Here is an 18,329-nt window from a genome sequence, read left to right as displayed (position 1 = left end):
GATCTCGACGAAGTCGCCCCGAGTATCACTTCTTCCGATACAGCCACCGCCATCGACGAGAACAGCGGCGCATCCCAAGTCATCTACACCGTCACATCGGACGACTCCGTAGACGTCTCCGACGGCGTCACCTACAGCCTAAAGGCAGTGGACGACCACGCATCACTCTCCATCGACGCCAACACCGGCGCCGGCGCACTCACAGGAAACCCCGACCACGAAACCAAGACGTCCTACGCCTTCACTGTCATCGCCACCGACGACGCAGGAAACGCCACCGAGCAGGTCGTCTCCCTGGCCATCAACGACCAAGACGACACCGCTCCCACCATCACCTCAGGAACCACCGCCATCGCCATCGACGAGAACAGCGGCGCCGCGCAAGTCATCTACACCGTCACTTCCGACGATTCCGCCGACGTGTCCGATGGCGTCACCTACAGCCTGAAGGCAGTGGACGACCACGCCGCCCTCTCCATCGACGCAAACACCGGCGCCGTCACCCTCACCGCAGACCCTGACCACGAGACCAAGGCCTCCTACGCTTTCACCGTCATCGCCACCGACGCCGCAGGCAACGCCACCGAGCAAGCCGTAACGCTCTCCATCAACGACCTCGACGAAGTCGCCCCAAGTATCACCTCTTCCAATACGGCTACCGCAATCAACGAGAACAGCGGCGCGGCGCAAGTCATCTACACCGTCACATCGGACGATTCCGCTGACGTCTCCAATGGCGTCACCTACAGCCTGAAGGCAGTGGACGACCACGCATCACTCTCCATCGACGCAAACACCGGCGCAGTCGCCCTCACCGGAGATCCCGACCACGAGACCAAGTCGTCCTACGCCTTCACTGTCATCGCCACCGACGACGCAGGAAACGCCACCGAGCAGGTCGTCTCCCTCTCCATCAACGACCTCGACGAAGTCGCCCCAAGTATCACCTCTTCCAATACGGCTACCGCCATCGACGAGAACAGCGGCGCCTCGCAAGTGATCTACACCGTCACCTCGGACGATTCCGCCGACGTCTCCAATGGCGTCACCTACAGCCTAAAGGCAGTGGACGACCACGCCAGCCTATCCATCGACGCCAACACCGGCGCCGTCACCCTCACCGGAGACCCTGACCACGAAACCAAGTCGTCCTACTCCTTCACCGTCGTCGCCACCGACGCCGCAGGAAACGCCACCGAGCAGGCCGTCTCCCTCTCCATCAACGATCTTGACGACACCGCGCCCACCATCACCTCAGGAACCACCGCCACCGCCATCGACGAAAACAGCGGCGCGGTGCAAGTCATCTACACCGTCACCTCGGACGACTCCGCAGACGTCTCCGACGGCGTCACCTACAGCCTCAAGGCAGTGGACGACCACGCCAGCCTATCCATCGACGCCAACACCGGCGCCGTCGCACTCACAGGAAACCCCGACCACGAGACCAAGGCCTCCTACAGCTTCACCGTCATCGCCACCGACGACGCCGGAAACGCCACCGAGCAAGCCGTCTCCCTCTCCATCAACGACCTCGACGAAGTCGCCCCAAGTATCACCTCTTCCAATACGGCTACCGCAATCGACGAGAATAGCGGCGCCGCGCAAGTCATCTACACCGTCACATCGAACGACTCCGCGGACGTCTCCAACGGCGTCACCTACAGCCTTAAGGCAGTGGACGACCACGCATCACTCTCCATCGACGCCAACACCGGCGCCGTCACCCTCACCGCAGATCCGGACCACGAGACCAAAGCCTCCTACGCTTTCACCGTCATTGCCACCGACGACGCAGGAAACGCCACCGAGCAAGCCGTCTCCCTCTCCATAAACGATCTCGATGACACCGCGCCCACCATCACCTCAGGAACCACCGCCACCGCCATCGACGAAAACAGCGGAGCCTCACAGGTCATCTACACCGTCACATCGGACGACTCCGCAGACGTCTCCGACGGCGTCACCTACAGCCTCAAGGCCGTGGACGACCACGCCAGCCTCTCCATCGACGCCAACACCGGCGCAGTCGCCCTCACCGGAGACCCTGACCACGAGACCAAGGCCTCCTACGCTTTCACCGTCATTGCCACCGACGACGCAGGAAACGCCACCGAGCAAGCCGTCTCCCTCTCTATAAACGATCTCGATGACACCGCGCCCACCATCACCTCAGGAACCACCGCCACCGCCATCGACGAGAACAGCGGCGCCTCGCAAGTCATCTACACCGTCACATCGGACGATTCCGCGGACGTCTCCAACGGCGTCACCTACAGCCTTAAGGCCGTAGACGATCACGCCAGCCTATCCATCGACGCGAACTCGGGCGCCGTCACCCTAACGGGCGATCCCGACTACGAAACAAAGTCCAGCTACAGCTTCACCGTCGTCGCCACTGACGACGCGGGCAACGCCACCGAACAGGCCGTTTCCCTCGCAATCAACGATATCGCCGACGAAACCGCTCCTAACGTCAACAGCGTCGCCATCACCAGCGCCTCCGGTGCCCAAAACAATACTCTCAACGCCGGTGACGTCGTCAGTGTCACCGTCAACATGGACGAAAACACCATCGTCAACACCAGCGGCGGCACCCCGCAAATCGCTCTCAACATCGGCGGCGCCAGCGTGCAAGCGGTCTACGCCAGCGGAAGCGGCTCCACCAATCTTGTATTCCAATACACGATACAAGCCAGCCAAACCGATGCCAACGGCATTTCCATTGCTTCCAACGCCATCGACGCCAACGGCGGCACCCTCCAAGACGCAGCAGGCAACAACGCCGACCTTACCCACAGCTCCGTCGCTGACAACGCCAGCTACCTCGTCGACACCACCGCGCCGACCTTCGACAGCAGCACGCCAACACTCCACGCCACCGATGTCGCAGTAGACTCGAACATCGTGCTGACCTTCTCTGAAAACGTGACCGCTGGTAGCGGAAACATAACCATCACTGGTGGCGGCGGCGACAACCGAACCTTCTCCGTAAACGATGCCCGAGTGTCCATCAGCGGCAATCAGGTCACCATAAATCCGAACACCGATCTGAATGCGGACGCCACCTACGCAGTCATGATGGACGCTGGCACCTTGCTCGACAGCGCCGGCAATTCATTCGCCGGTATCGACAATACAATTACCGTCCAATTCAGCACCGCTGCCAACGCCGAAGTCGTCATCTTCGACCTCACCCAAAACCAGGCATCCGGCAACGGAGGCGCCTTCGACGCCAACACCACCTACGACATCTACTTCATCGTCAACTCCGCCAATGCCACCATCGATTGGGATGGCACCGAAGGTTGGACCGGTGGCCAGAATCTATCCGGCGACGACAAAATCACCCTCGTCGGCACCGGATCTCCCGTCGTCACGCAAAACGGCAACAACGTCGCCAATTCCTACGTCACCTCCTGGAGTCATGCCTGGGTCGACGCCGGCACCAATGCCTGGGCCTTCGGCATCGGACGAGCGGGCGAAATTTTCCGCGCGGCCAGCGGCGTCCGCGTATCCATCGGCGATCTGCCAAACGCATGGGCCTACGATCCGAATACAGCAGCTTCCTTCGTCAGCTGGGGAGCGCAAACCTCGCTCCAGCCCATGATCGGATACTACACCGACCTTCCAAGCGGTATCGAGCTCGACGTCGAACCACTGGTCAACAGCGTCGCCATCACCAGCGCCACCGGAGTCCAAAACAGCAAGCTCAACGTGGGAGACGTCGTCAGCGTCACCGTCTCCATGAGCGAAGCCACCATCGTCAACACTAGCGGAGGCACCCCGCAAATCGCCCTCAACATCGGCGGCACCACCGTTCAAGCTGCCTACGCCAGCGGTAGTGGCACCACCAGCCTCGTATTCCAATACGCAATACAGGCCAGTCAAACCGACATCAACGGTATCAGCATCGCCTCCAACGCCATCGATGCCAACGGCGGCACCCTGCAGGACGCCACCGGAAACGACGTCGACCTTTCCCACGATGCCGTGTCCGACAACGCCAGCTACCTCGTCGACACCTCCGCGCCCACCCTTTCCTCCAGCACGCCATCTGACAATGCAGGCGCCGTTGCAGTCGGGGACAACATCGTTCTCAATTTCAACGAAAACGTCTCCGCAGGATCGGGCAACATCACCATCAGCGACGGGGGCGGCGACACCCGCACCATAGACGTCACCGACGGATCTCAGGTCAGCATCAGCGGCAGTCAGGTCACCATCAACCCCACCGCCGACCTATCTGCCGGCACCTCCTACTACGTGCAGATCGACAGCGGCGCCCTCCTGGACGAAGCGGGCAACAACTACGCGGGTATCGCCGATACCACTACACTCGATTTCAACACCGCATCGAGCACAGACACCAGCATCGTCGTCTTCGACCTCATCGAAGGCGTAAGCTCCGATCACAGCAGCCGAACATTCCAATCCGGTGTTTCCTACCAAATCTACATCCGAGTCGACAGCAACAGCCACACGCTAAGCACCGACGGAACCGGACCGGGGCCAAGCGACAGTTGGGGCAGATGGACGGGAGTCAGCAACCTCGGTGCTGACGACCAAATCATCCTCGTGGGCAACGGCTCCGCTATCCGCGGTGTTAGTAATCAAAACGTTGACCGACTCTTTTTCACAACAGGCTATACATCCTGGGGATCGCCAACAGGTCTCGCAGCTGGCATGTCCAAAGCCGGCTTCTTCTACCGCGGAAACAACAACGTCTGGTCGACCATAAACCTCTGGAACGCGACGGAACAATGGGGCTCCGCACCCAACGGCGGTGGAGGCGGACCTGCGCTCACAGCAGTCTACAAAACCTCCATGCCCGCCGGCATTCTCACCTCTCAAGGGCTCGGTTAACCCATGGCGACTTCCCACACCATCACCATCCTTCGCCGCCTCGCCGAGCAAAACGACTACCAGACCCTAGTCGAATCCTGCATAGCCACTGAGACGGACGACCCTTCGGCTAAGGTTCTCCTTGCCTTGGGTTTGGCCTACACCGGCGAACTCGAGTCTGCTCGTGACTGTATCTGCTCGATCAATACAAACAACCTCGATCTCGACGCCCGCGTCGACCTAGCTGCCGTCCACTTCGCCGTAGGCCGTATTAAGAAAGCGGAGTCAATCCTCCAAGCCGCCGAGCAGGAAGACGACGGACACCCGCTCCTCCTCGCGCGACTCGCCGCCTGCCGTGCTCACCAAAACCGACTCGACGACGCCCTCCTTCTCTTCGAACGCAGCCTCGCCTTCGAACCACGCATCGCCGTCTATCAAAACCTCCTCCGGCTCTACCTCAAAACGAGCAAACTCAAGCAGGCCGCTCGCTGCCTCGAACGCGCCCGCGCTTTTTGGGCGTCCGAACAACAAAACTGGCCCGAAGAACAGCGTCCGTACTACGATCACGAGCTCGACCTCCGACAACTGGAACTCTGGACGGCCAACGAATCCTTCGTCGAGGCCGACACCTGGTTCGACTCCCACAGCGAAACCCTCGACCAAGAGCGCTGGTGCAGCGCCCTCGTCGCCAATGCCCGCTACTTGTTCGACCACGACCGTCACGCCCAGGCGGAAGAACGCCTACGCCAAGGCCTAAAGCGCTATCCGGAAAACCTGACGCTCATCCAACAGCTCGTCGAGTTGGCGGAAATGCAAGGACGAACCGGCCAAGCCATCGCCCTGCTACGGCGCGCCGTTCGCTTCGCTAAAAAACAGAATAAGCCGGCCCTGCCCTTCCTTCTCGTTCTCGCCAGAGTCGCCCTTCAGTCCCAAACGGAGATCGCCCGCAAGGCTGCCTCCCAAGCAATCGAGGAAGCGGAGGCCCTCTCGCCCGACGACGGCGATTACACTGACGCTCAGATCCGACAGTTTCAGACCCAAGCCGAAGTCGCTCTCGCCAACATCGAGGCTCACGAGCAAACGTTCGACGCCGCGGAGAATCGGTTTCGCGCCCTCCTTAAGGTCCACCCTCAATGCGTTCCCGCTCTGCAAGGGCTCGGCCATCTCTGCATGCAGCTAGGCCGTATCGACGAAGCCATTACGCTTTTCGAAGAGATCAAGACCATCGACCCGGCTCGCGGCTACTCCGCTCTGATCAACGCCCGCCGCTTCCCCGAAGACGAAGCCACTCTGGAAAAACTGGAAACGATCGCCCGCCAGCACACTCCAAACGGCACCAGCCGCTCCAGCATGCTTTTCCAACTCGCCGCCGCTTGGGAAAAACGAAAAGATTACCAAAGGGCCTTCGCCCTCGCCGACGAGGCCAACGCCGACAGCCGCAAACTCCTTCGCTACGATGCCAAGGGCCATCGCCAACGCTGCGCCCGCATCCGCCACGCCTTCAGCCGCGCCCTCTTCGATCATCGTTCGGAACGCGGTTCGGACAGCGAGGTCCCCGTCTTCGTGCTCGGCATGCCACGCTCTGGCACCACCCTTGTCGAGCAGATCATCGCCGGCCACAGCAAAATCCACGGAGCTGGCGAGTTGGGTGTCATCCCTCGGGTCATCGCCGGACTCGAACGTTGGGAACGCCAAACGGGCTCCGGTCGAAGCTATCCTGATTGTATCGACGATTTGGATCCAACCGTCAGCCGAGGCGTGGCCGAGTCTGTTCTGTCCGAACTTCGTGAATACGCCCCCGATGCCGCTCGCGTCGTCGACAAACTCCCCCACAACTTCGAAAACGTCGGCCTCATCAAGTTCCTCTTTCCCAACGCGAAGATAATCTCCGTGCGCCGCGACCCGCGCGACATCGCCGTCTCCAACTACTTCACCGACTACGCCGCCAAGCACGGCGGCATGGGCTTCGCCTACGACCTCGACTGGATCGGCGAACAGCTGGCCGACCATAACCTGCTCATGTTTCACTGGCAGGAGGTCTTCCCCGAGCAAATCCTCGAAATCCAATACGAGGACGTCATCGCCAATCCCGAAGCCAGCGCCCGTCGCTTGCTCGACTACATCGGCGTCGACTGGGAACCGCAGGTCCTCAAGTTCAACGAGCTTGAACGCCCCGTCAAAACCGCCAGCGTCTGGCAAGTCCGCCAACCCATCTACCAAACCAGCAAGGCCAAGTGGCGTCGCTACGAGGGTCACCTCGCCCCGCTCATCGCCGGCACCAACCGAAAAATAACGTGGGAGCTCATCGAAATGGCCACCCTCCCGGAGCCGGGCTGGCTCAATCAAGGCGTCGCCCATTTCAACAACAAGCAACTCGACGACGCCGAACGCTGCTTCAAACAGCTGCTTCACCACCTTCCCGAACACGCCGCCGCCAACTTCATGCTGGGCCTCGTCTACGTCAGCAAGGGACATCTCGCCGACGGTATCGAGCTCATGTATACAGCGCACGAACGCTGCCCATGGAACAAAAACTGGCGCAGCGACCTCGCACGCGCCTACCGACTCGCCGGGGACGAAAAAGCGGCCCAAAAGATCGAGAGCACTAGCCCTCCCAGCTGTTCCCCCGCCGCAGCAGCGGAAGCCCTTTCCACTGATTCATTTGCAACGACTCACACCAATCCAACCAACGCACCGGAGCTAGAACCCATCCGGTAATCCAACCACCAACCATGTCCCATTCCGTTTCCGAAAGGCGTCGAGGTTCCCACACACTCGCTCGACGTCTCGCGCTCGGGTTCGCAGCGATGATTAGCATCGCTGCCGCACCCGCGCAGACACAATCGGGAGACTTCGCCGAAGCGATTCAAGCAACCCTCGCCAACCACCCCGCCATCATCGGCAAGCAGGCCGAGGCAGAAGCGGGCGACTTCGCCGTGCGCGAAGCCCGTAGCCAACGCCTGCCATCGCTCAGCGCCCAAGCCTCCCGCTACGTCGACGACGATCGCTCCGTACTCACCAACGACGACCTTTCCACTCCCGTCACCCTTCGCCTCCGCCAACCGCTTTACGCCTTCGGCCGCATCGGCGACTCCATCGATCTCGCCGAAGCCGGCTCCCGCCGCGAACAGGCCGATCTCTTCCGCGTCCGACGCGAGCTGATACAGGAAACCGCCCTCGCCTACCTAGCCGTTCTCAGCGCCCGCGAACGGGTTTCCGTCGCCCAAGCCAACCTCGACCAACTCGCCGAACTTCGCGCCCAGATCCAACGCCGAGCCGAGGGCGAACTGGCCTCCGATGCGGACATCCGCCTCGCCGCCACCCGCGTAGCGCAAGGACGGATACAGCTCGAACGCTTTCGCGGCGAACTTGAAATAGCCCTTAGCGACCTCCATTCCCTCACCCGTGAAGCGGTCGACGCCCAAGACGACGTACCTTCCGCACTGACTGAGCTTCCTTCTGACATCGAGCTACGCCAATCCATCCTCAACCAGAGCGCCGACCTCCAGCTACGCGAAAAGCGCATCGAGGAAGTTTCGGCCGAAACAAAGCGCATCCGCTCCTCCGCTCGCCCTACCCTCTATTTGCAAGCGGAGCGCTACCACGACCAACCAGGCCTCCGTGACGACAGCCAGGTGAGCATCGTCTTCGATACCAACCTCGAGGGAATGGGATTTGTCAACCGCCACCGCGCCGGAGCTTCGTCCGCTCGCCAGATCGCCGCCGAGCAAGACCTCGCCGCCACCCGCGTCGACCTGCTCCGCCAGTTCCATCGCCTGCGCGCCAACCGCGAACTCCAAGGAGATCTCATGACCCTCCAGTCCGCCTCCGTCGCCGACATGGAAGCGCTGCTCGACTCCTACCGCCGCCAATACGAATCCGGCAGCAAGAGCTGGCTGGACGTGCTCAACATTCAACGCGAACTCAACGAAAACCGCCTCCAGCAGGCGCAAACCGAAAACGACTGGCTCGCCCAAACCCTGAAGCTGCAAGCCCTCAGCGGTGGCCTCGACGATCTAGTAGGATTGGAGTCTCCACAATGAAACCGAACACTCCCCCACCACCCGCCGACAATGACCCCCAGCCTCGCCTGCGCGAAAATCTCGCCGCTCGCCTCGTCTGGAAGGAGCTGTTCCGCGAAAAGGCCTGGCTACGCCGCATCGTCGTCGCCACATGCTTGATCAACCTCATGGCGATCTCCACTTCCCTCTTCGCCATGCAAGTCTACGACCGCGTGGTCCCCACCATGGCCTACGCCACCCTCACCACGCTCGCCGGCGGCATGGCCCTCGTCGTTCTTTTCGATTGGTGCCTCAAAACTTTCCGAGCTCGTACCCTCGACAGTCTTTCCTGCGCCATCGACAAACGCCTCTCCCAACGCGTATTCGAACACCTGTTACACCTCCGACTCGACGCTCAACCGCGCTCCCTCGGCACCCTCGCCGCTCAAGTCGGCAGCCTCGACTCCATCCGCCAATTCTTCTCCTCGGCCGTCATCTTCGCTCTCGTCGACCTGCCATTCGCTCTTATGTTCTTGGCATTCATCGCCATCATCGGCGGAAAAGTAGCCTGGGTCTACGCCACTCTCCTTCCTGTCGCCTTGCTGCTGGGCTTGGTCAATCAATGGCGACTCCGCCGCCTCACCCGACGCCAAATCCAACGCTCCAACGAGCGACAAGGCCTGCTCGTCGACACCATTCGCGGCGCCGAAGCCATACGGGCCAGCAACGCCAGCGCCCACTTCGCCGGCGAATGGAAAGACCTCACGTCGGACATAAATGGATACACCATTCAACAGCGCGCCATCAACAGCTTCTCCACCGTCACCACCACCAGCCTCTCCACCGCTGCCTACGTTTCCGCCGTGGTTGTCGGCGTCTGGCAAATCGAAGCCGGCCTTCTCACCATGGGCGGCATGATCGCCTGTAGCATTCTCGGCGGCCGTATCATCGCCCCAGTTGCCCAGAGCGTCCAGTACCTTGTGCAATGGCAAAACGTCTCCCAAGCCCTCGACATGGTACACCGCGTCCTCAGCTTGCCCACCGAACGCCGCACGGATCAAACTTTGCTCAATCCACTGAAAACACCCGACACGATCGCCTTGGAGAAAGCCCGCTTCGGCTATCCAGGCAGCCCATCCCCACAGGTCGATATCGAAAACCTCAAGCTGCACGCCGGACAACGCGTCCTGCTGCTCGGCCCCGTCGGCAGCGGCAAATCCACTCTCCTCAAACTACTCGCGGGGATATACCCACCGATCGAAGGCCGCGTCCGCGTCGGCAACGCCGATCTCTGGGAAATCGACCCGAAACGCTTGTCGCAACAAATTGGATACCTTCCGCAACACCCGCAACTTTTCCGCGGCACACTCCGTGACAATCTTCGCCTCGGCAACAACGCCAGCGACGACTCCCTCCTTTTCACCTGCCAAGAACTGGGCATCGACGCCATCGCTGCCGGCAGCCCGCAAGGCCTCGACCTCCCCATCAGCGAAGGCGGACAAGGCCTCTCCGGCGGACAACGCCAACTGGTCGCCCTCGCTCGCACCGCACTTTCCGCACCCAAAATCTGGCTGCTCGACGAACCGGGCGCCGCCCTCGACCGCGAAACCGAGGAAAGCGTCTGGTCCTACCTCGAAACCGCTCTCGACCCGCAAGACATTCTCGTAGTCAGCACCCATCGCCCCATGCTCGCCGGACGCCTCTTCAATCGCGTCCTCGTCCTGCGCGACGGCCGTATCCAACGCGACGGTACGCCAGAAACGATCTTCCCCGCGCTCATGAGCAACCGTCGCCCACAAACAAAACCTAGAAACGGAGTCGCTTTCGATGTCGTCTAATCTACTCGCCCCTCCGCCCGCCCCGACTGCCACCAAGCGTGTCGAGCGCCTGCAAAGCTACCACGAGTCGAAACGGGGACGCTGGGTCTACCTTTTGCTCGCAGGTTTCGTCGCCTTCGTCACCTGGGCCAATCTCTTTACCATCGACGAAGTCGCCCGCGCCAGCGGCGAGGTCATCACCCGCAGCCGCGTACAGCTCATCCAATCCGTCGACGGCGGCATCCTCAAGGAACTGCTCGTCCACGAAGGCGACCGCGTGCAAGAGGGCCAAATCCTCGCCCGCCTCGACCCCACCAGCTTCGCCGCCACCGTAGCGGAAACGGAAGCCCGTCTCCATGCACTCCGGGCCAAAGCCGCCCGCCTCCGGGCCGAAGTCGTCGGCAGCGAAACGCTTGTATTGTCCGACCAAATACTTACCAACGCTCCAGAGATCGCCGAGGTAGAGAGCGCCCTTTTCCGACAACGCCAATCCGGTCTGAACGAAGAGCTCCGCATCCTGCGGCAAGCAATCGCCCTTTCCAACCGCGAGCTCGCCCTCGTCAAAGACTTACGCCAACAAGGCGACGCCAGCGGCTCCGAGCTGCTTCGCGCCGAACGCGCCCTCAACGAGGCTGAAGCCACCCACGCACGCCGTCGCAACCAATTCTACGAAGACGCCCAGCAAGAGCTCACCCAAGTCGAAAACGAAATCGCCCAAAACGAGCAACTTCTCATCCGCCGCCGCCAGGAACAGGACAACAGCATCTTCACCGCCAAAATGGCCGGCGTGGTCAAAAACATCCGCGTCACCACCGTCGGCGGTGTCCTCCGGCCCGGCGAAGAGCTCATGCAAATCGTGCCCGTCGACGACGAACTGATCATCGAAGCCAAGGTCCTACCTGCCGACATCGCCCGTATCCAAAAAGACCTACAGGCCAGCCTCCGCTTCGATCCCTTCGACTACACCATCCACGGTTCCGTCGAAGGCCGTGTCACCTACGTCAGCGCCGACACCCTCAAGGAAGAAACCGGCCGTGGAACCGAAATCTACTACCGCGTCCATCTCGTCCCCAACGCCATGCCCGCCACCACCACCACGGGAAAACAACTGGAAATCTCCCCCGGCATGACCGCCCAAGTCGACATCCGAACCGGCGAACGCAGCCTCATGGACTACCTGCTCAAACCCGTGCGCAAAACCCTCTCCAGCGCCCTGCGCGAAGAGTAAGGTCAAACAAAGTCAGCCGCAGTCCCATGCCTCAATGACACTCGCGCTTGTCGCCGATTTTTCCTTTAGATGTAGTGTTGGAACGCATACTCACTGGAAGTCTTTCCTGCAATGCCCTCCTCACCTCTCAGGGTCTCTTACCCCATACAGCGGAAGTCTGGGGCACACAACTTGCCCCCTTTCCCATTGTTCTAGGCATTTTGGCTGAACCTCAATTTCGCGACGCCTACTCCTTTCCCAGCCAGTGCAGATAGGCGTATAGCACCTGCTTGCCTCGCATGGTCTGGCGAGGGGTGAACTCACCGTTCGCCCACGAGTATCGACTATTGAAATACGCTTCCTGATGCGGCCAGCCGCCCGCGTCCCAATCAGGATATCCACGCTCCGCAAACCAGCGCGGGTTGCTGCCGTTGTGGCTCCCGCCCCACGGGTCGAGGTTGTTGTAGGGCGTATGTCCGGGGTGCAATCCGGGCGCTCCATCGTTTCGTCCGCTTGTGTAGCAGTTCACGATGTGCCGGCTGCCGAATCCGGTCATCTCCACAATGTTGCTCGGATTTCGGCCAAGCCCCCAGTCCGCCTCCAACACCAAAGCTCGCTCAAACAACGCGCGCTCGTCTGCATCCTCGCTCAAGGCATGCGCGATCGCTACCAGCTGCACGTTTTGAGGTGTCTGCCAGTGCACGTCATCGGTAGATCGACGCGACGGGCGCTTTTCGATCAGCTCAACATGCCCTTCGTGCGCCTGTTTCAAAAAGGCGGCCCTCATTCGTTCCGCTAAGTCTTTGTATCGAACTTTTTGATACGTGAACAAATAAGCCACACTCGCCCAGCTTTGATCCCAGCCGCTGCGCTTACGAATCTGATTGGAGCCTTCTGTCACTACGCTATCGCGAGCCATTGCATCCTCCCATTCGTCGTCACCGGTCACCGAAAAGAGGTACGCAGCCGCCAACATGCGAAAATCCTTCCCGCGCATCACCGAGTCGCCGATCTCCTGCGTTTCGTCCAGCTGGCTGCGTTTCTGACTCTCCGCGAAGCGATAGGCAGTGATCGCTGCATCTCGGTAGTAAGCCATGAGTTCCTGATTCCCATGCAATCGAAACGCCTCCGCAAGCATGGCGCAATTCGCCGCGTTCGCCCACGCCGCCATAGTCGTGGCCCCGGCTTGAAACATGATCGTCTTTTCGGTAGTCGGGTTGGTCAGTCCATGCGCATATGCGTCTCCGACGCGCAAACTGAGAAACAGATCCACCTCGTTGCGAGCTTCATCGATCAGATCGGGAATGCCATTTCCGCTTTCCGCGATTCCAAGATCGTCTTCGTTCAAACCTCCGCGGCTGAGAATGTACGGCAATAGAATGTCGTAGATATTGGATACATGGGCCAGATGCCGATCCCAGTCCAAGGCGTCGGAATGCCCGCCGCGGGCCGTTTGGCTGGTCGGATTTCCGGGCAAGCGACGTTTCCAGAACATCGATTCTTTCGCTGGCTTGAAATGGGGCTCGTCCCAAGTATCTCCAGGATGGTCCTTCCATTCCGGATCGAACGGGTCGAGATCGGTCAAATACACCGTAAACCCTTCCGGATCCTCATCCGGAATGAAACGAGGCTGTCGCGGCGGTGGATATTGAGCATTTTTCGATTCGCCTATGCGCATGTAGTAGTACCCGCGGGTCGAATACGCGAACGGCTGCGACCAAACATCTTCCGAGATTACAAACTCAGCGCTCGCTCCCACTCCTTCCACTACCAGACGATAGCGGCCGGGCGTTTGAAAGGAGCTGAAATCCACATTCCACACCGGCGATCCCGTCAGATCACGACCGCTCGCATCGGTTTCACTTTGTGGACGCCAAAACTTCACAGCACCGACCTCGTGTCGCTCGCCGTTTTCCACATCGAATAGCCAAACCGCATTTCCTTCATAGCCGGAGTAGTCCCTAGGCCCGCCGTCACCAAGCCATAAATACAAGTCCGCAGACTTCACCGGACTCTCTGGGTGATAGCCAATCAGGTTCACGTGCACCGCCTCGGATTGGCTGGTGTTCCAGTTGTATCTAAACATCAACGACTGCTTGTCGCTTCCAAGCTCAGACTCGATCCTCAACTCGTAGCGTTGCCCGTCTTCCAGAGCTTCCGGCAACCGAAGAAAGATCCAGTGGTCGAGCTTGTAGTTCCAGAGATGGTCAGTATTCATCACCTTCGACTTTCGATAAACCTCGACCGGCTGCATCCGCTGCTCTGAGCCAGCGACCGACAAACTCCAAGACGCCACCTGCCCTGCTTTTTCAACGTCGAGCTCCTCTCCGAAGGCCACCAACTCGTCGTCGCCTTCCGCGAAATCGTGTCCGGTATACGCGCTGGGACCTTTTCCGTTATCTCGGTAGCGAACCTCTCCATCCTTGAAATACACCATCAGGACTTCCTGATCCACCGGACGAACTTCGATCAGTTTGCTCGCCCAAGCGAGCTGATTCAACGCGGCCAACGCCAGAACAATAGCCGCACAGCGTTCCATCTTATTACACAACGATTTCATAGAATCCGACTGTTTGAACCAATTCGTATTCATCTGCTAGGTACACTTTCCACTGATCTAGTATCCACTCGGACCAGACCTTCCATCGGCGGACTTCACGCCAACGGGCACAGGTCCCGGGAAGCCACGTTTCACCGCTTCCTGCAAAATCGCTACAGTAGCCGTCGCTCCAATACGCGTCACCCCAAGCTCGCGAACCTTCAGGGTATCATCGAGCGTGCGCACGCCGCCGGCCGCCTTGACCTGAACATTTGAACCGCTTCGCTCACGCATCAGCTTCAAATGACCCAAGGTCGCTCCTTGATAGGCGTACTGGCCACTGGCTTGCTTCACGAAGCCATAGCCTGTCGAGGTTTTGACAAACGCCACTTGCAGCTCGGTGCAAATCTCGCAAAGACGGACGATTTGCTCCTCCCTCAAAAAGTCGTTTTCGAAAATGACCTTCAGGATCGCCCCCTTGCCGACACAGGCTTCGTTGATGGCGCGCAGCTCGCTACGAACGTAGTCCCAGTCGCCACCGAGCACCTTGCCATTGTTCACCACCGTATCGATCTCCGTGGCCCCTTCATCGATAGCCAGCTCCGTCTCCAACACCTTGATACGCGTATGGCTGTTTCCGTGCGGGAAACCTGCTACTGCGCAGACACCCACATCCGAACCGGCTAGCAGTTCACTCGCCATTGGCACGTGATACGGCTTGATGCAAGCGGTGGCGCAGCGGCAATCCCTCGACAGCTTCAGTCCCTCTCGAACCTCCGCATCCGTCATGGTGGGGTGCAGAAGGGAATGGTCGATCATCTTCGCAATATCTAAAACGCTTGGTCCTTCATTCATCGCAGTCATCTTTCTTTCCTTTAGTTTTCAATTCTCTCAGTCGCCTGATGGCGACCGTACGGCTCTAGATCGAGCCACTCCCATCAGCCAACCTCCGGCGTGGGTGATCCAATCTTCGTCGGTAAAACGATGCGGTCCATCATCCTCGCTCGTGGCTGGCACGTCCCACGAGAATTGCTCGCCCACGCTAAAGCCATTGCAAATCGACCCTCGCACGTTCAGCCAACTTCCCGCTGTCCGCGATCCAATGCCTTGTATCATGCTCACGGGTACAGCCTTGCTTTCGGGAACGTCCGCTTGAAAGAGAATGCACGAAGCAAGGGCGTTGCTCGTCAGACCAGCGTTCAGTCCCGCAATCCATTGCAGATTGGCATCGGCGATTGCCCGAAATGCGTCGTCGTTGAACAGCTGGGCAAACTCCCGAGCCAGAGCCGCCGCTATCCCATAGATCGCATTGCAGCCATGCCACAAGCCCGCGAAGGCCACCGCTCCCTGCCCAGCGAAATGTCCATTTGGGCATAAGCTAAACGGGTTGCGACAACAGCCCGGCAAAAAGAATCCGTAGGCGAAATCGCGAAGCGTTTCCCGCCAGGGCGACTCGTCTGGATGCCCGCTCCGACTGCGAACCATTCGTAGCAATGGAAACAGATAAAATCCGAGCGTATTTCCCAGATCCGTTGGCAAAACGCCTCCTTCCAGCATCCCATGAGTCCACGCTTTCACCGTGGCCGTACTGTTCCCATATTGCCGAAACATGCCATAGTAGCCGTCCTCCGACTCCTCTTGTTTGACTTGACGAGTCCTCAACTCACGTGCCCAACGGACCGAAGCTTCCGTAACCACGCCACCAGCCAGAAACCACTCCGCTTCCAGCATCATCAGGATGTCGGTCGTAGCCCAGCCTGCGGGTTCGTGCTCTTGCTCGCCGACGCCATACGCGAATCGATTGAAAACCGATGGCTCGGTTGGCTGCGGGTCTTCCAACCAACGCAGCGCCTTGCGAGACCGCTCGCTCCACTCTCGCCGCTCCGCTTGGTACCGCTGCTCGTCCACCACCGCCGCAGACCTCGCCCAGGCCGCTGCCGCCTTGGAAACATCAGCGGTCAGGACCACTCGATCGAATTTGAAACTCTGGTGAACCAGACACCCTTCCCCCAGGTTCGCCTCTGCCGCCAGATCCTGCAGATGGCTTAAATAGCTGCAGCCAGTCGCAATCTGACGATCCAAACGGCGGATCGTACCCTGGCTCAACTCGCCCCCTCGCAGCTCGCGCATATCGCACAGTCCCAGCAAATAGGCAGCGTGCGAGTTCGCCTCCTGCCAAAGCATGCCCGCGTCGAACCAGCCGAGCCTCGACTCGATCATCCATTGCCGCCGTTCCGCCTGACCGACGCTCACCGCCTCCCAGGTTTCTCGATAAAGGAGATCCTCGCCGATTCGCGTCGCCGCCTCGTCCACGACCACGTCCCCATCTCGCAATGCGACCGTGTACGCTCCGCATTCATCTAAACTCGAAAAATCGCCGATCCACCAGTAGCTCCCCCAGCACGGGCCGAAGCCTTGGAGTTTTCCCAAGAAAACCGGACCATCAGCCCCTAGCACTTCGAAGACCGCACCCTCGCCCAAGGATCCCTTTGGACCTCGGTACACGAGACGCTTGCTGCCACCTAGCTCGTAACCGATCTGGCTAATCAACAATCCGCGAGGCTGCCCAGTTTCTTCGATTTCCATAAACGCAAACGTCTCCGAGTGACGAGAGCGGCTCTGTCGCAGCTTCTCGATCACCTGGAGTCGATTCTGCAGGAAATCATGCCCTCAAAGCAGTCTCTTTCCGATATCCTTCCCCGCAATTACATATCCATTTGGGAAATTCGATGATCACCTGCGCTTGTAGCGGGCATGCCAACTTCGCGCACCGCAAGACGAGGCGGATAACCGCGCAAGCGTTTGAACACCCGCGAAAAATGAAAGGGGTTCGCAAATCCCAGCTGGTGGCTCACCTCCTGGACTCGAAGCCCACGGTAGCGAAGCAATTCTTCCGCCCGACGTACCTTGAATTCCGCCAGTACTCGCGCTGGCGATTCCCCGAATGCGGAACGACAACGATTGCTCAACTGACGAACGCTGATCTTCATCGATCCCGCTACGTCGCTCACCTCAGCAGGGCGCTCCACCCACTCCGCAAATGCCGCCGCTAGCTCCGCTCGCTCGCGTTCCTCCCTCGGCACTCGCAACATCTCGGGGCTCAAAACGCGCTTTTGCAATCCGCGCCCGACCCGCCAAAACAATGCCTCCAGCAGAGCGTCCTGCACCGCGCCAGCGAACGACTCCGCCGCCACCGCCTCGCGCCGCAACTCCTCGATCAACAGCGCGTTGTGACCATGGTTACCTAGGATCATCTGGTCCGTCGGACTGACTCCTTCGCGGAAGAGACTCGGCTCGATTCCACCAGTTTCCGCAGGAAGAATTCGGAAGTGCAGCACGTAATGCCGCTGTCCGGCTCGAAAGTGATCCGCGTGCCAATCGCCAGGTTTCACGATCAGCAACGAGCCGTTTTCCAGGGTCAGCTCCGCTCCATTGAGCTCACACCGATAGGGCCCGCGTTCGACCAGAATCAGCTCGTAGTTGATATGTTCATGCCGTGGATAGTTGTACGGACCATCAGCTGAAAGCAGATGAAAGTCGTCGAAAACAGGCCTCAAGCGGGAAGGCGCTTCCCGCAAATAGGGTCGCCGAAAACGCTCCTTGCGAATCTCCTCCACACTCATCGGACGCCCCCTTTCACCCTAGCAAGCGTCAATTCGAATCTACCTCCCTGGGAGCGCAACCCACGGTTACCTTCAACGGAGGGCTCCCCCGAAAAACCCGCCGTAGACCTGAATGATAGACCTCGTAAGTTATTATCCATGCCTCGCCTCATTCTCCTCTTTCGCCGTCGACTCATTCGAAAATCGCAAGATAGGAAAATGCGCGCGATTGTCAGCATTAGTTGTCAGTCGCATTCGCAGCTCCCCTCGTCGAGGGCGGAACATTCGCAACCGAAAAAGAACTCATTTGCAATCCAT

At 59.7% G+C, this 18,329-nt stretch carries 9 protein-coding genes; 5 read left to right on the top strand and 4 right to left on the bottom strand.

The window, feature by feature from the left end:
• The 5 genes from QEH54_RS21465 to QEH54_RS21445 all read left to right on the top strand — a co-directional run.
• On the top strand, nucleotides 1–4,866 hold a 4,866-nt coding region (locus tag QEH54_RS21465; RefSeq protein WP_309020777.1), incomplete at its 5' end, for a cadherin domain-containing protein.
• 3 nt (nucleotides 4,867–4,869) lie between these two features.
• Nucleotides 4,870–7,563 (top strand): sulfotransferase, encoded by a 2,694-nt coding sequence (locus QEH54_RS21460; RefSeq protein ID WP_309020776.1) that lies wholly within the window; start codon nucleotides 4,870–4,872, stop codon nucleotides 7,561–7,563.
• 89 nt (nucleotides 7,564–7,652) lie between these two features.
• Entirely contained in the window at nucleotides 7,653–8,888 is a 1,236-nt protein-coding gene (locus QEH54_RS21455) for a TolC family protein (protein WP_309020775.1), read from the top strand.
• Nucleotides 8,885–10,684: an ATP-binding cassette domain-containing protein gene (locus QEH54_RS21450; RefSeq protein WP_309020774.1), complete on the top strand. Its 1,800-nt coding sequence runs from the start codon at nucleotides 8,885–8,887 to the stop codon at nucleotides 10,682–10,684. Before QEH54_RS21455 ends, QEH54_RS21450 begins: the two co-directional genes overlap by 4 nt.
• Nucleotides 10,674–11,891 (top strand): HlyD family efflux transporter periplasmic adaptor subunit, encoded by a 1,218-nt coding sequence (locus QEH54_RS21445; protein ID WP_309020773.1) that lies wholly within the window; start codon nucleotides 10,674–10,676, stop codon nucleotides 11,889–11,891. The genes QEH54_RS21450 and QEH54_RS21445 overlap by 11 nt, the downstream gene beginning before the upstream one ends.
• A gap of 226 nt (nucleotides 11,892–12,117) precedes the next feature.
• On the opposite strand, the gene QEH54_RS21440 is transcribed toward QEH54_RS21445, so the two are convergent.
• The 4 genes from QEH54_RS21440 to QEH54_RS21425 form a co-directional block, all read right to left on the bottom strand.
• Entirely contained in the window at nucleotides 12,118–14,409 is a 2,292-nt protein-coding gene (locus QEH54_RS21440; protein WP_309020772.1) for a glycoside hydrolase family 9 protein, read from the bottom strand.
• A gap of 78 nt (nucleotides 14,410–14,487) precedes the next feature.
• Nucleotides 14,488–15,264, bottom strand: a complete 777-nt coding sequence (deoC, locus tag QEH54_RS21435; protein WP_309020771.1) for a deoxyribose-phosphate aldolase — start codon at nucleotides 15,262–15,264, stop codon at nucleotides 14,488–14,490.
• A gap of 36 nt (nucleotides 15,265–15,300) precedes the next feature.
• A complete protein-coding gene (locus tag QEH54_RS21430) occupies nucleotides 15,301–16,995 on the bottom strand; it encodes a hypothetical protein (RefSeq protein ID WP_309020770.1) in 1,695 nt (564 codons plus the stop codon).
• Between the two features lie 119 nt (nucleotides 16,996–17,114).
• Nucleotides 17,115–18,032, bottom strand: a complete 918-nt coding sequence (locus QEH54_RS21425) for an AraC family transcriptional regulator (protein WP_309020769.1) — start codon at nucleotides 18,030–18,032, stop codon at nucleotides 17,115–17,117.
• Between the last annotated feature and the right edge of the window lie 297 nt (nucleotides 18,033–18,329).

It is taken from the genome of Pelagicoccus sp. SDUM812003, from assembly GCF_031127815.1.
Taxonomy (GTDB): Bacteria; Verrucomicrobiota; Verrucomicrobiia; order Opitutales; family Opitutaceae; genus Pelagicoccus.
This window is presented reverse-complemented; position numbering and strand designations above follow the sequence as displayed.